The following is a 15267-nucleotide window of genomic DNA, read 5'->3' as shown; positions in this document are numbered from 1 at the left end:
GGCGATACGACCATACACTCACCAGCCCATGCGCAAGCCGACGCGTCCGCCGGCGACCCGCTGGTCGGGTCCGTAACCTATTCCGCCGTTGAACTGCATGTTCTGATTGAGACGTAGTGCCGCGTTGAACGCGAGACCGTTGGCCCGCTCGAAGGTCCCGTAGTTCATGGTCACGGCAAAACTCTCATTCGGCAGCAGCGTCGGCACGCCGGCCATGGCAAAGGCCATGGCGACGCCGCTGGTCACCTTGCTGGTCCGGCTGCTGAGGTCGTCGAGGCGGCCGTTGATGCTGGCGAGCTGGCCATTGATGGCGCTGAGATCGCTGGCCGAGGCGATGCCGAGATTGGCAAGCGTCGTGGTCGCGAGATTGCCGGCGCCATCGGAAGTGACAAGCTGGGTCGTGCCGCTCTGCGCAGCCTTGCTGGCCGAAGAAGTGATGCCGGCCATAGTGTAGGTGTTGCCGGCCGTGCCGAACGTCTGCTGGTTGGCGCGGGTCACTGTGGCGCCATTGCCGAAGGCGGCGGAATTGGCAAAGCCGGCGCTGGAATTGTTGCCGATAGCGAAGGCATTGGCCCCAGTGACCGAAACGGTGTTGCCGATTGCGATGCCGCCTGAGCCGGTCACGGTCGCCGCGTTCGCCATCACCAGCGCATTGGGCGCATTGACGGTGTTGCCGGAGCCGAACACGGAGGATCCGGCAGCGCTCGCCGTGCCGGCCACCGCATTGTTGGAGCCGACTACATTGACGTTGTCGCCCCGCCCGGCCTGATTGGTGCCGTTGACGGTGTTGTTGTCGCCCAGCACGAAGCTGCCGTTGCCATTCAGCGTATTGGGGTCGCCGATGGCGTAGCTGCCATTGCCGCGCACGGTCTGCCCGGTGCCGAACGCGCCGCTGTTGTTGCCGGTGACACTGTTGCTCGCGCCGACCGCGGTGCTGTTGGCACCATTCACTCCGGTATTGTAGCCGACCGCCGTGCCGTTTGTGCCCGCTGCATAAACGTTGGCGCTGGCACCTATCGCCAAGGCGTTGTCGGCGAGCGCCCGACTGGCGTTGCCAACCGCCGTGCTGGCAATGCCGCCTGCTGCCGCTCCATAGCCTACGGCCGCACTGGCAAAGGCGCCAGCGGCCGCCTGGTAGCCGATCGCCGTGCCGGCAAAGCCTAACGCGGAACTCTGGTAGCCGAAAGCCGAAGCGTTGGCGCCGCTGGCCGAACTCGAGGCGCCGGCCGCCGTGCTCCAGAAGCCGCCCGCATAGCTGTGATAGCCCAGCGCCGTGCTCATGCCGCCTGCGGCGAGGCTTCCGGCACCAAAGGCCGAGGCCTCCGAACCGGCAGCGCTCGAAGCGCCGTATGCGGCGCCCTCGGTCGTCGCGCTTGCATTGGCTCCGCAAGCGACGCTTGAAAACGAGCTTGCGGTTGCACCGGCGGCACTGTTGCTGGCATCGACGCAGACGAACTGCGCCCGCGCGGATGAGGCATCCAGCCAGGCGAAGGCGAGCGCGATTGCAGCAGCCGCGAAATTCCCGAGCAAGGGCCGGCCGCACCCGCGGCGCGCAGCCCCCCTCGCGGCCGACGTCCTTCTCTCGACGATCCGACCCTCAGCCGGCTTCAACGCAACCGCCATCCCCTGCTCGCTCATCGCTCACCTTCAAGTCATTAGCAAATTGCGCGGGCCGGCAAACACTCACGTCTGGCCCGCGCGCGATAATATGAATATTCATGTCCGTAGACTGCGGTTCGACGACGTGGAAACTTGCCTGATCGTCCCAATTTGCAGACCAACTGCCGGAGGGAGCGGCCTGGCATGACGAAAATTCCGTATCTGCGGTTCGATACAGCGGAGCTACCCGCCGCCGAGCGGCTCGATCGCTACCGCGCGATTCTCACCCATTACGAGGTGTCGGTCCCCGAAGGCACGTCCAGCGACGACTTCGAGGTTCTGGCCGAGGCCTGGCTGCTGGGCGGCCTCGTGACCGCATCCACCAGGATGGGGCCCGTGCGCTTCACCCGCACCGCCGCGCTGGCAAAGGCCGATGGCCGCAACTCATTCGCGCTGCTGCTGCTCCGTCGCGGCGCCTGGAGCGGCGAGGTCGACGGCGAGCCGATCTCGGCCGGCCCCGGCCAGGTGCTAGTGCTCGACCTGACCCGGCGCTTCGACGGCATCGCCACGGCGACCGACACGATCAGCCTCGACGTCGAGCGCGATGCAATCGTCAACGCCGCGCCCGATGGTCTCGACCTGCACGGGCTCGTCCTCGACGGCGCCGCCGGCCGCGTGCTCGCCGATCAGATGGGACTGCTGCGACGACGGCTTCCGGCGATGGACGGGAACGAGGCGCCCGAGGCGGTCCAGACGACGCTCGGGCTGCTGCGCGGATGTTTCGGCATGGCCGCGCGGCCGCGCGAGCAAGGGCTCGCCCGGCGCGACATCGCCATCCTTCATCGCGCCAGCCGTTTCATCGATCAGAACCTCGGTCACCCCGATCTCTCGGTGGCAACCATCTGCCGCGAGATCGGCGTGTCGCGCTCGGTGCTCTATCGGGTCTTCACGCCGCTGGCGGGCGTCGCCGATTACATCCGCGGACGGCGGCTCGAGGCGATCCATGTGCTGCTGGATGACGCCGACGAAGACCGCTGGAATGCGGAGATCGCAGCTGAATTCGGCTTCGTGAGCCAGGCCCATTTCAGCCGCAGCTTCCGGCAACGCTTCGGCTACTCGCCGCGCGCAGCGCGCGACTCCCGCGATCTCGCAGCTGCCGTCGACGCTGGCCCGGAGCTATTCCGCGAGTGGATCAACCAGCTCGGTTGACTTGCCTTGTCGTGCGGCTTGAAAGGAAACGGCCGGGCAGCATATCGCCCCCCGGCCGCAATCTCCGCTTCGCTTCTCCTATTCCGCCGGCGCGGCCGACATCTCCGGATGGGCGGCATAGTGTCCGCCGGCGCCAAGCTTGCTGGCCGCGAACAGGCCGGCGGCCATCGCGGCGTAGGCCAGCGCAACGGCGGGCGTGACACCGAATCCGCCGCCGATGCCGACGGCCTCGCCATGCATGAAGCCGAAATAGGTCAGGACCGCACCGACCAGCGCGAAGCCTGATGCCTTCTCGAAGTCGCGCTCGAGGATGAAGACGCCGATCGCGCCCAGGATGAGGCCGCCGAGGATGGAGCCGCCGCCCATCACCTCCAGTCCGTGGTAGAACACGCCCTGCTGCGGCAGCGCGGCGATCGCGGCAGCCTTCACCGCGTCGGCCTTGTCGGCCGCCATGCCGCCGACGGTTGCCGCCGCATTCATGGTCGAGCCCAGCATCGTGTCGATCTGCAGCTTGGCCCAGGCGGCCAGATGCGGGGTCAGCGCCAGCACGATCGCGGGCGCGTGCTTGACCGGCGTGGTCTGGAACGCCTGGGCGCCGATCAGCATGCCGATGTAGAGCAGGATCGGCGAGATCGCGACCACGGGCACGAGGGCCAGCAGCACCGAGATGATGCCGAACCAGGCCAGCACGATCACCATGATGCCGGTTGCGGCGGAGTAACCGATACGGCCGCCCATTGCCTTCCAGCCGGGATGGCCGATATAGACGGCGTTGATGAAGGGATTGCCCATCAGGCAGCCGATCAGGCTGACGACGCCGTCCGCCGTGAGCACCCGCGTGGTTGGATATTCGTCGCCGGCGGCTTCCGCGCTCTCGACATTGTCCATGGCTTCGACGAGGTCATAGATGCCGAACGGAATGGCGGTGACCAGGATGATGCCGAGGAATTCGAAGCCGGAGAACACGTAGCCCACGGCGGGAATCGGCACCGAGAAGCCGAAATTGGCGAAGGCATCGCCGACACCCTTGACGCTAAGTCCACCGAGGCCAAGACCGAACAGGTTCGAACCCCAGGCGATGATCATCCCGACTGCGATCGCGACGAGGCCTGCGGGAATGCCGCGCGGATATTTCACGCCACCGAACCAGCTCACCAGGATGATGGCGAAGCAGACGAGACCAATCTGCGGCGTCATATACATCTCAAGCGCCGGCCGCATCGAGATGAAGGTGACCGAGACGCCGGCAAGCGTGCCGAGCAGCGCCGCGCGCGGCGTGATCTTGCGGATGAATGGCGCTATGAAGCCGCCGATCATGAGAATGAAGCTCTGGAAGAACACCCAGACGAGGCCGGCCGACCAGCCCTTGAGCGGGTCACCGGTCTTCAGCGTGATCGGCAGCATGATCACGAAGGTGACGATGAACATGTGCGGCACGCTGACGCCCGAGGGTAGCGCGCAGACGTCGTTGCGGCCGGTCTTCTGCGCCAAACGGTAGGCGAGGTAGGCGTAGTAGAAGGTCGAGAGGCACATCATCAGCCCTAGCGCGGGCAGGATGCGGCCGAACACCAGACTGTCCGGCATCTTCAAGACGAAGCGCAGCAGCCCCGTGAGCACCAGCATGTTGACGAGGATGTTGGTGCCGAAGCCGAAAAACGCGTTCCAGTCGCCCGATGTCCATAGCGCCGGCTTGAACTCGGACTTGTTCAAGTCAGATTTGCCGGCCGTCCCCGTCAATGTGCTCATGACAATACCCCTATGTGGTCGAAACCTTCATTGCCTCCAGAACTGCGGCTGAGGTTGCGACCCAGCCGAAGATGCCGCCCTGGGCCTTGATCATCTTCAGGCCCATCTCGTGAAACTCGGGGAAGTAGGATGCGCAGCCGTCCGACATGACGACGCAGCGGTAGCCGCGGTCATTGGCCTCGCGCACTGTGGTGTTGACGCACACTTCGGTGGTGACGCCGCACACCAGCAAATTCTCGATGCCGTATTTCTCCAGCACGTCGCCGAGCTCGGTGGCGTAGAACGCGCCCTTCCCCGGCTTGTCGATCACGATCTCGCTGTCGAGCGGATAGAGCTCGGGAATGATGTCGTGGCCGGCTTCGCCGCGAATGAGGATGCGGCCCATCGGGCCGGGATCGCCGATGCGCAAAGACGGCGCGCCGCGTTCGACTTTCGCCGGCGGCGCGTCGGAGAGATCGGGCAGATGGCCCTCGCGGGTGTGGATCACCAGCATGCCGGTGTCGCGCGCCGCCGTCAGCACGGTGCCGATCGGCTTCACCGCGCGCGCAAGCTGGCTGACGTCGTTGCCGAGCGTCTCGCCGAAGCCGCCGGGCTCCATGAAGTCGCGCTGCATGTCGATGATGAGAAGCGCGGTGCTCGGCCAGTCGAGCCTGATCGGCTCGGGCTCGGCGCTGATGACGCCCAATGTCGACTTGCTCGAGTCCAGCATGACGCCCGCCCCTCGCGAGAACTCTCTTTGCCGGAGTTCTGCAAGCGCCGTGCCATTGTGTACAATTGCGGTGGAGCGCCGGACGCGAGGGAATTCGTTGTGTAGTCAGAAGGTTACGCAAGCGATCGGCGTCTGCATATTCCCTGTGCGACGGCTTCGCCGCGTGCATCTGCTTAAAGGATGGGCGGCCGATTGGCAGCATTCTTCCCTTCTCCCCTCACAAGGGGAGAGGGTGCAGCCATCGCTCCTACACCCCATACAGCTGCCGATACTCTTCCTCGTAGGGCGCATAGGAGTCCTTCATCGTCGCCATGTTCAGCAGCATGGTGGCCACCATGCTGCCCGCCTTGTCGAACACGCGTGTCCTGACCCAGGCGCTTTCGGTGCGGCGGCTGCCGGAGAGCGCGACCACCTCGCGCTCGACTTCGTACTCCTCGCCCTCGAAGAGCGGGCCCTTGATCAGCCGGATCTCCTGATCGGCGAACAGGCCGACGGCCGGGCCCTTGGCCGGGAGCGGATCGTCCTTCGAGCGATACTGGAACAGCACGCTCAGCATCTCCATCGGGATGATCGGTCTGCCCCAGGGGTTGTCGGCGCCGGAATAGTAAGGCGAATTCTCGGTGATGACGGCGAGCTTCTGCCGCAGCGAGAACGGATAGAGGTCGCCCATGGTCTGATCGAACGCCATGCGGACCGTCTGTCGCTTGCCGGTCTGCGCCACCTTGACGTCGCGCAGGATCACGGGATCGGCGAGCGGCTTGAGCTCGGCGAGGCGCGCCTCCAGCGCAGTCGCTGCGTGCGGTTCACCGACCGAAGCCGTGCCGCGCAGCACCTCGGTGCCGTCGCGCTTGACCATCTGGATCTGGCACTGGCTTGTCCCGGGCAGTGGCTTCGACAGAATCGCCTGCACCTCCTCGCCCTCATAGCAGACGCTGCGATAATGCGCGGACAGGCAGCCGGTTTCGAACCAGGTGTGTCCCCACAGCTGCGCGCAGAGCGGAGCGAACTGGCTGAAATGCGTCGGGCCTTCGATGGTGCCGCCCTTGAAGCCGAGCTTCTGCGCGGTGGCGTCGTCGTGAATGGACGCGTGCGCGTCGTAGGTTTGCGCTTGCAGCATCTGACGCGGCTGGCGCCACGGTCCAATCAGGGCCTCGGCCGTCGCTGTGATCTCGGTGTCGAATGCGTTTGCAGCCATGATGTTCTCCACTGGAAGCCATGACTAGCAGGAGCGCCACGGATGCGGCCAGCGATATTGACTTCGCCGGCCCATGCTCTTGACTGGCATCTCTCGCTTCGCAAAGCCGCAAGCCTCCCGCGGCGCAAAATCCCTCGCCGGACTACCACACAAGGACTGCCGAAATGACGCTGTTGCAGGTCGAGCTGGACGACAAATACCGGCTCGAATCGAAGCGGATCTTCCTGTCCGGCACACAGGCTCTGGTTCGCTTGCCCATGTTGCAGCGCGAACGCGACCGGCTCCAGGGCCTCAACACCGGCGGATTCATCTCCGGCTATCGCGGTTCCCCGCTCGGCATGTACGACCACGCGCTGTGGCGCGCGAAGTCGCACCTCCAGCAGCATGACATCGCCTTCGTCCCTGGCCTGAACGAGGATCTGGCGGCGACTGCGGTCTGGGGCAGCCAGCAGGTCGGCTTGTTTCCGGGCGCCAAGGTCGATGGCGTATTCGGCATCTGGTACGGCAAGGGCCCAGGCGTCGACCGCTCGGTCGATGCCCTCAAGCACGCCAACGCCGCCGGCACCTCGCTCAACGGCGGCGTGCTTGCGCTGGCCGGCGACGACCACGGCTGCCAGTCCTCGACGCTGGCGCATCAGAGCGAGCAGGTGTTTGCGGCTGCGCTGATCCCCGTGATCAATCCGGCGACGCTGCAGGACTATCTCGATCTCGGCCTCTACGGTTTTGCGCTGTCGCGCTTCTCCGGCTGCTGGGTCGGCTTCAAGGCGATCAGCGAAACCGTGGAGAGTTCGGCGTCGATCGACAGCGACCCTGAACGCATCAAGATCGTGCTCCCTGACGATTTCGAGATGCCGCCCGGCGGCCTCAACATCCGCTGGCCCGATCCGCCGCTGGAAGCGGAGCGGCGCCTGTTCGGCCCGAAAATGGCGGCGGTGCAGGCCTTCGCCCGCGCCAACCAGCTCGACCGCATCGTGCTCGATTCCAAGCCTGCGCGGCTCGGCATCGTCGCGACCGGCAAAGCCTATCTCGATCTGCGCCAGGCGCTGGCTGATCTCGGCATCACCGACAAGGACGCGCAGGACCTCGGTCTTCGCATCTACAAGGTTGCCCTGACTTGGCCGCTGGAAGAAAGCGGCGCCAAGCGTTTCGCCGATGGTCTTCAGGACGTGCTCGTGGTCGAGGAGAAGCGCGGCTTCATCGAAGACCAGCTGATGCGCATCCTCTACAACATCGATGCATCGCGGCGCCCGACGATCACGGGCAAGCGCGACGAAAGCGGCGCGCCGCTGCTCCCGAGCGAGGGCGAGCTGACGCCGACCATCGTCGCCGGCGCGCTGGTGGCACGCTTGCGCAAGCTCGGCCATCACAGCCCGGTGCTGGAGCAGCGCCTCGCCCGGCTCGAGGCCTTCGACAATCCTGTCACCACCAGCACGCAGATCAAGCTCGCGCGCACGCCCTTCTTCTGCTCGGGCTGCCCGCACAACACCTCGACCCGCGTGCCCGAAGGCAGCCGCGCCATGGCCGGCATTGGCTGCCACGGCATGGCCCTGAGCATGCCGACACGCCGCACCGATCTGATCTCGCATATGGGCGCCGAGGGCGTGAACTGGATCGGCCAGTCGCCCTTCACGAGCGAGACGCACATCTTCCAGAATCTCGGCGACGGCACCTACACCCATTCCGGGCTGTTGGCGCTCCGCGCCGCATCGGCCGCCGGCATCAACATCACCTACAAGATCCTTTATAACGACGCCGTCGCCATGACCGGCGGCCAGCCCGCCGAAGGGGCCTTCAACGTCGCGCAGATCGCGCATCAGGTCTGGGCCGAGGGCGTCAAGCGCCTGGCAATCGTCTCGGACGATCCGGGCAAGTACCCGCAAGGAAACTACTTCCCGCAAGGCGCGACCATCCATCACCGCCGCGAGCTCGATGCTGTCCAGCGCGAGCTGCGCGACATCAAGGGTCTCACGGTCGTGATCTACGACCAGACCTGCGCCGCGGAAAAGCGCCGACGCCGCAAGCGCGGGCTTTATCCCGATCCCGCCAAGCGCGCCTTCATCAACGAGCTGGTCTGTGAAGGTTGCGGCGACTGCTCGCAGGCCTCCAACTGCGTCTCGGTGCAGCCGCTGGAGACCGAGTTCGGCCGCAAGCGCCAGATCGACCAGTCGAACTGCAACAAGGACTTTTCCTGCGTCGAGGGCTTTTGCCCGAGTTTTGTGACCGTCCATGGCGGTTCGCTCAAGCGCATGAAGACTTCGGCCGTCGATTCCGGCCAGCTGTTCGCCGATTTGCCGCTGCCGCCCGCACGCGAGCTGGACGCGCCCTACAACATCCTCGTCACCGGCATCGGCGGCACCGGCGTCATCACCATCGGCGCCCTGCTCGGCATGGCGGCCCATGTCGACGGCCGCGGCTGCTCGGCGCTCGACTTCACCGGCCTGTCGCAGAAGAACGGCGCCGTGATGAGCCATGTCCGCATCGCACGGAAGCCGGAGGATATCGCCGCGGTCCGCATCACCACCGGCGGCGCCGACGTCATTCTCGGTTGCGACATGATCGTCTCGGCCGGCCCCACCGCGCTCAGCCGCGCCGAACGTGGCGTGACCAAAGCCTACATCAACGCCGATTTGCAGCCGACCGCGAGCTTCGTGCAAAACCCCGACCTCGACTTCGAGATGGGCACGATGCAGACCGTGCTGCGCGACGCCGTCGGCGACAAGAACCTCGATATTATCGATGCCACGGGCATAGCCGCCGCGCTGATGGGCGACAGCATCGCCACCAACCCCTTCATGCTCGGTTTTGCCTTCCAGAAGGGCGCGATCCCGCTGTCGCTGGAGGCGCTGCTGCGCGCCATCGAGATCAACGGCGCCGCGATCGAGATGAACAAGCTCGCCTTCACCTGGGGACGCCTGGCCGCCCACGACATGTCGCGGGTGCGCAGCGTGCTGCAGTTCAAGAGCCGGGCGGCGGCGCCGACGAAGTCGCTCGACGACATCGTCGCGACGCGCACGGAGTTTTTGACCAGCTATCAGGACAAGGCCTATGCCGACCGCTATCTCGCGGCCGTCGCCAAGGTACGCAAGGCGGAAACATTCGCCTCTCCCGCGTCAACCGAGCTGACCGAGGCCGTCGCGAAAAATCTGTTCAAGCTGATGTCCTACAAGGACGAGTACGAGGTCGCCCGGCTCTACACCGACGGCAGCTTCGCGAAGAAGGTCTCGGAGAGATTCGACGGCGACTTCACCCTGAAATACCATTTGGCACCACCGATCTTCGCCAAGCGCGACAAGTCGACGGGCCGGCTGCAGAAGCAGGAGTTCGGCGGCTGGATGATCCATGCCTTCCGCGTTCTCGCCAAGCTCAAGTTCCTGCGCGGCAGCGCGCTCGATCCGTTCGGCCGCACCGAGGAGCGCCGGACCGAGCGCAAGCTGGTTGAGGATTATCTGTCGATGATCGATCAGCGGATGGCCGGGCTGAAGGCAGAGCAGATCCCGCTGCTGGCACGCCTCGCGCGCGTGCCCGAGACGATCCGAGGCTTCGGCCACGTCAAGGAGGCCAACATCAAGCTGGCGGCGGCCGAGACGGCGCGGCTGGAGGCGGAGCTGGAGAACAGCCGTTTTGCGGCGGCGGCGGAGTAGCGGCTAAGAACGCAGGCTCTCTCCCCGTCATTGCGAGGAGCCATGCGACGAAGCAATCCAGAGTCTCGCCGCATACTCAGTGTCATCGCCCGGCTTGATGTATAGACCGGGCGATCCAGCTCCCGAGGCGGTTGTGATTGAACCGATGGGCCGCGGCGTACTGCATGCCCCGCTTTCGCGGAGCATGGCAGCGGTGGAAATAGCTAAACCGACGCCGACACGCCTGCAGCGGTCTCACGTGTGACGCTTCCCTCCGCCAGATGCCTTCCTGCGATATATCCAAACACCAGTGCCGGCCCCAGCGTGATGCCCGGTCCCGGATAATTCCCGTTCATGATCGAGCCCATGTCATTGCCGCAGGCATAAAGGCCCGCAATCGGCGTGCCGTCAGCGCGCAGCACCCGGGCTTGCGGATCGACCTTCATGCCGACGGCCGTGCCGAGATCGGCCGGATGGATGCGCATCGCGAGGTACGGGGCGCGGAGGATGGGCGCAACGCAGGGATTAGGCTTGTGAGCGGCATCGCCGAGATGGCGCTGATAGATGGTGCTGCCGCGGCCGAATTCGGCATCGCGCCCCTCCTTCGCGCCTTCGTTGTAGCTCGCGATCGTCGCCGCCAGCACCCGCGGCTTGATGCCGATCTTCGCCGCGAGGCCCGCGATATCAGGCGCCTCGATCAACTCGCCGCTTGCCACATAGCGCCGATAGCTCCGCGCGAACGGCCTGATGCGGCCGAGGCCGTAAGCCCACAGGAACCGGCGGTCGCAGATCAAATAGAACCGCCGGTCCGCTTCGCCATTGCTGTCGCGCAGCATGGCCAGCACGAATTCGTGGTAAGACAGCGCCTCGTTGACGAAACGCCGGCCCGCGGCATTGACGGCGATCACGCCGGGCTTGGCGCGGTCGGTCACAAGGTGCGGGAACACGCCGCGGCTGCCGTCGGCGCGGCGGAATAGCGAGGCCGGCACCCAATAGGCCCGCCTGGTCGCATCCGCATTGAGCGCGGCACCTGTCGCTGCCGCCAGCCGAAGTCCGTCGCCGGTGCTGGAAGGGCTGGTCGCCGAGACGAATCCAGCCGCCGCCGGGAAAAAGCGCTTGCGCAATACGGCGTCGTGCGAGAACCCGCCGGTTGCCAGCACCACGCCGCGGCGCGCTGCGATCGGCCGGTCGCGCGAGCCGTGACGGATCACCACGCCACTGACGCGGTCGCCCTGCATCGAGAGGTCTTCGACATCGGCGCTGAAGAGAACTTCAACCTGCCGCGCCAGCACCGAAGCATAGAGCTGCGCGGCAAGTGCGTTGCCGAGATACAGCAACGTGCCGCGCGGGCTCCGCAGCCGCTGCAGCGCATATCGAGAGATCAGCCGCGCCGCACGCAGGGTCGAGCGCAGCGATTTTCCAACACTGCGCAAATGCGGAACGTCGCGAGGATCGACCATCATCCCGCCGAACAGCGTGAACTCCGGCAACGGTGGCCGCAATCGCGCAAAAGCGCCGCCGAGCCGCGTGCCGTCGAAACCGACCGGCTCCAACACGCGGCCACCGGGCGTTGCGCCCAGCCGCTCCGGATAACAATCCGGACAAGCCTTCACCGGCTGGAGGCGAACTTCCGTATTGGCTTCGAGATAGGCGATCGCCTCGGGCCCGCGCGCGAGGAAGGCGGCACGCAGACCGGCATTGGCGGGCTCGGGCACCGTGCTCGACAGATATTGGACGGCATCCGCGACGCTGTCGGAGAGCCCGGCCTCCCTCATCCTGGCATTGGCCGGAATCCAGACCATGCCGCCGGACCAGGCGGTGGTGCCGCCGACGAACGCGGTCTTCTCGATCATCAGCACGCGCAGGCCTTGCGCAGCGGCCACGGCCGCCGCCGTCATGCCGCCGGCACCGGCGCCGATGACAATGACGTCGTAGGTCTCATGCGCCGGCATCACGCGGCGGGTTTCCGAAGGCGAGGCATGACACCGTCATACCCCGCCTCGCCCCTTCGGCGCTAGCGCTGCGGCTTGCGCTCGATCGGGTCGATATCGATCGCCCGCAGGCGGCCGAGGCGCAGCACGTCCATGGCGAGCCGCCGGCCGATGCGGTCGCGGTCGAGCACGCGGATCAAATCGTCGACGCCGTTGATCTCAACGCCGTCGAGCCTGATGACGACGTCGCCAGGCAACAGGCCCGCCTTCGCCGCCGGACCCTCCGGCTCGATCTGCGCGAGCAATGCGCCCATCTTGTTTTCGATGCCGGCCAGCACCGCATGCCGCCGTGGGATCGGCGCGGTCTGTCCGGCGACGCCGATATAGGCGCGACGGACATAGCCGTGACGGATGATCTCCGACAGCACGAATTGCGCGGTGTTGCTGGCAACCGCGAAGCAGATGCCTTGAGCGCCGTTGATGATGGCAGTGTTGATGCCGATCACCTCGGCATTCGACGACAGCAGCGGGCCGCCGGAATTGCCAGGGTTGAGCGCGGCGTCGGTCTGGATCACGTCCTCGATGGTGCGCCCGCTCACCGAGCGGATCGAGCGGCCGAGCGCCGAGACCACGCCGGCGGTCACGGTCGATTCGAAACCGAGCGGATTGCCGATCGCGATCACGAGCTGGCCGCGGCGCAGCGTCTTGGAATTGCCGAGCGCGGCATAGGGCAAATGGCGCACGCCGTTGGCGCGCAGCAGCGCAAGATCGGTATCGGGATCGACGCCGAGCACCTGGGCTTCGCCGACATGGCCCTCGACGTCGCGCAGCCGGATCTCCTTCGACGTGCCGACCACGTGGCTGTTGGTGAGGACGAGGCCATCAGGCGAGATCACGATGCCCGAGCCGAGCCCGCCGCGCTCGCGGCCGTTCGGCACTTTTGGCCCGGTCTCGACACGCACGACCGCGGGGCCGACCCGGTCGGTCACATCGATCACGGCATTGGAATAGGCGTCCAGCAACGCCCGGTCATCGGCCGGCGCAGATGCTGTCGTTCGCGATGACGCGGCGTCATCGACGATATCTGAGGTGAAATCCAGCATGGCAAGAGTCCTTGAAGGCTCACACAGATGGTGGCCTGTGCCCGGCCGCGCAAGGTGCCCGTCGGGCGCGCAGGGCTGGACTGCCCAGATGGCTAGGGCGCCCGCCTGAGCGTACCGGCCCTCGCCTTCACCGGATCGAGCAGCGACCAGTCCCCATCCGGAAGCACATGGCCCTTCGGGAATGGCGCCCGCAGCTCGATCCCCAGCGAACCCAGCACGCGGTCGTCGCGGTAGTAGCATTGCAGCACGACACGGACGAGCGTCGCGGCGGCGACGCCGCCGTGCTTGCGAAACTCCTGCGCCACCGCATCGCGTCTGGTGGCATCGAGCTCGGCGAGCGGCGCTCCTGCCAGTCGCGCCAGATCATCCAGCGCGGCCGCGACCAATTTGGTATCGCGGCCAAGCGTTGCGAGCATATCTGCCTGGATCGCGGGATCGTCCGCGCCGGGCACCTTGTACTCGTCGCTGGCGGGAACGATCATCGCGGCGATGCTGCGGAGGTCGTCGCGTTGGGTGCGCGTGAGATTGTCTGCGGACATGGCGGCCTTAATCAAACAAATTGGCGAGGCGCTGCTTCATCTGGTCGGCGATGTAGAGCGCGAGGGCCTGGATGGTGGAGGTCGGGTTCACGCCGCCCGACGTGACGAAGATGCTGCCGTCGACGATGAAGAGATTCTTGACGTCGTGCGTGCGGCCCCATTCATTGACCACGGAGCGCTCCGGGTCGGTGCCCATCCGCGCGGTGCCGAGCAGGTGCCAGCCGCCCCAGGGGATCGGCGAATTGATGCAGATGTCGGTGGCGCCCGCGGTCTCCAAAATCTCCCGGCCGCGCGCCAGCGCATGCTCCATCATCTTCCGGCTGTTCTCGCTGATGGTGTAGTCGATCTTCGGCGCGGGAATGCCGTGGCTGTCCTTGAGCACGGGATCGAGCGTGACGCGATTATGCTCCTCCGGCAGATCCTCGCAGATCGCGGAAAATCCGAGCCGGTGGCCGTTCAGCTTGCGGAAGACGCGGTGATGATCCTCGCCCCAGGGCAGAATGCCCTTCTGCTCGCTGACGACAGCCTCGAACACCGGCCCTGCCCCACGCACGAACTGGACGCCATAGCCGCGCACGAAGCCGCGCGAGGGGTCCGTGTCGTACCACTGCTTGCTCCACAGGCAGGTCGGCGGCGCGCGGTTGCTATCGGTCGGCTCCTTCACATAGCCGTAGATCTGCGCATAGGGATGGAACATCAAATTCTTGCCGACGAGGCCCGACGAATTGGCAAGGCCGTTCGGAAAGCGGTTTGACGCCGAATTCAGCAAAAGCCGCGGCGTGCCGACGCCGTTGCAGGCGATGATGACGACATGCGCGGGCTGGAACTGCTCGACGCCGTCCTTGTCGTAATAGACCACGCCGGAGGCCATGCCACTCTCGTCGGTGGTGATCTCACGTACCCGGCAATGGGTGCGCAGCTCGACACCGGCACGGACCGCCTGTGGCCAATAGGTGATGTCGGTGGAGGATTTGGCGCCTTGCGCGCAGGCCGGCGTGCAATGGCCGAGATTGATGCAGCGCGCCCGGCCCTCATAGTCCATCGTCGCGACCGTCGTATCCGACGGCCACCAGTGCCAGCCGAGCTTGTTCATGGCCTTGCCGATGATGGCGCCGGACAATCCGAGCGGCTGTTGCGGCATCGGCGGATGCGTCAGCGGCGAGAGCGGATCGCCTGACAAGCCCGACGTGCCCATGATCCGATCGTTCTCCTCGAAGAACGGGGTCAGCGCGTCGTAATCGATCGGCCAGTCGTCGGCGACGCCGTCCAGCGTCCTCACCTTGAAATCGGAGGGATGCAGCCGCGGCCAGTGCGCGGTGTACATCACCGTGGAGCCGCCGACCGCGTTGTAGTTCACGACCTTGATCGGCGAATTGTCGTCGTTGATCGGATAGTCCTCGGGCCGGCCGCGCACGTTCGGGCTCGACGACCACTCGCCGTAGAACTTGGCCTCCCAGTCCCGGCCCGTGCTGGGATATTCCGCCGGGTTCATCCAGCCGCCCTGCTCCAGGCAGAGAATGTGCATCTTGGTCTCGGCCAGCGACCACGCCACCGCCGCGCCCGAAGCGCCGGCGCCGATGATCAGGACGTCCACGGGGTCTTTCATCGCAACCTTT

10 protein-coding genes are annotated in these 15267 nt (G+C 65.9%); 2 read left to right on the top strand and 8 right to left on the bottom strand.

What is annotated here, in order from left to right; translation table 11 throughout:
* Nucleotides 1-18: 18 nt before the first annotated feature.
* Nucleotides 19-1638, bottom strand: coding sequence for a hypothetical protein (locus GGD67_RS21060; RefSeq protein WP_246784408.1), 1620 nt, complete (start codon nucleotides 1636-1638; stop codon nucleotides 19-21).
* Nucleotides 1639-1803: 165 nt separating this feature from the next.
* On the opposite strand from GGD67_RS21060, the gene GGD67_RS21055 reads away from it, so the two are divergent.
* The gene (locus tag GGD67_RS21055; RefSeq protein WP_179735521.1) at nucleotides 1804-2808 is read left to right on the top strand and encodes a helix-turn-helix domain-containing protein; all 1005 of its coding nucleotides are present in this window, start codon (nucleotides 1804-1806) and stop codon (nucleotides 2806-2808) included.
* Nucleotides 2809-2886: 78 nt separating this feature from the next.
* Here GGD67_RS21055 and GGD67_RS21050 read toward each other — a convergent pair whose 3' ends face one another.
* From GGD67_RS21050 to GGD67_RS21040, 3 genes are all read right to left on the bottom strand, one after another.
* Nucleotides 2887-4554, bottom strand: coding sequence for a regulator (locus GGD67_RS21050; RefSeq protein ID WP_179735519.1), 1668 nt, complete (start codon nucleotides 4552-4554; stop codon nucleotides 2887-2889).
* Nucleotides 4555-4564: 10 nt separating this feature from the next.
* Nucleotides 4565-5263, bottom strand: coding sequence for a cysteine hydrolase family protein (locus GGD67_RS21045; protein ID WP_018322701.1), 699 nt, complete (start codon nucleotides 5261-5263; stop codon nucleotides 4565-4567).
* Between the two features lie 247 nt (nucleotides 5264-5510).
* A complete protein-coding gene (locus GGD67_RS21040) occupies nucleotides 5511-6458 on the bottom strand; it encodes a hypothetical protein (RefSeq protein WP_179735517.1) in 948 nt (315 codons plus the stop codon).
* A gap of 164 nt (nucleotides 6459-6622) precedes the next feature.
* Here GGD67_RS21040 and GGD67_RS21035 point away from each other — a divergent pair, with 164 nt between their 5' ends.
* Nucleotides 6623-10099 (top strand): indolepyruvate ferredoxin oxidoreductase family protein, encoded by a 3477-nt coding sequence (locus GGD67_RS21035; RefSeq protein WP_179735515.1) that lies wholly within the window; start codon nucleotides 6623-6625, stop codon nucleotides 10097-10099.
* Nucleotides 10100-10302: 203 nt separating this feature from the next.
* On the opposite strand, the gene GGD67_RS21030 is transcribed toward GGD67_RS21035, so the two are convergent.
* The 4 genes from GGD67_RS21030 to GGD67_RS21015 form a co-directional block, all read right to left on the bottom strand.
* Nucleotides 10303-12033, bottom strand: a complete 1731-nt coding sequence (locus GGD67_RS21030) for an FAD-dependent oxidoreductase (protein WP_179735513.1) — start codon at nucleotides 12031-12033, stop codon at nucleotides 10303-10305.
* 59 nt (nucleotides 12034-12092) lie between these two features.
* Nucleotides 12093-13112: a S1C family serine protease gene (locus GGD67_RS21025; RefSeq protein ID WP_179735510.1), complete on the bottom strand. Its 1020-nt coding sequence runs from the start codon at nucleotides 13110-13112 to the stop codon at nucleotides 12093-12095.
* 92 nt (nucleotides 13113-13204) lie between these two features.
* Nucleotides 13205-13651, bottom strand: a complete 447-nt coding sequence (locus tag GGD67_RS21020; RefSeq protein ID WP_092259814.1) for a hypothetical protein — start codon at nucleotides 13649-13651, stop codon at nucleotides 13205-13207.
* Nucleotides 13652-13658: 7 nt separating this feature from the next.
* A complete protein-coding gene (locus GGD67_RS21015; protein WP_179735508.1) occupies nucleotides 13659-15257 on the bottom strand; it encodes a GMC family oxidoreductase in 1599 nt (532 codons plus the stop codon).
* Between the last annotated feature and the right edge of the window lie 10 nt (nucleotides 15258-15267).

The sequence above is a fragment of the Bradyrhizobium sp. IAR9 genome, from assembly GCF_013408065.1.
Taxonomy (GTDB): Bacteria; Pseudomonadota; Alphaproteobacteria; order Rhizobiales; family Xanthobacteraceae; genus Bradyrhizobium.
This window is presented reverse-complemented; position numbering and strand designations above follow the sequence as displayed.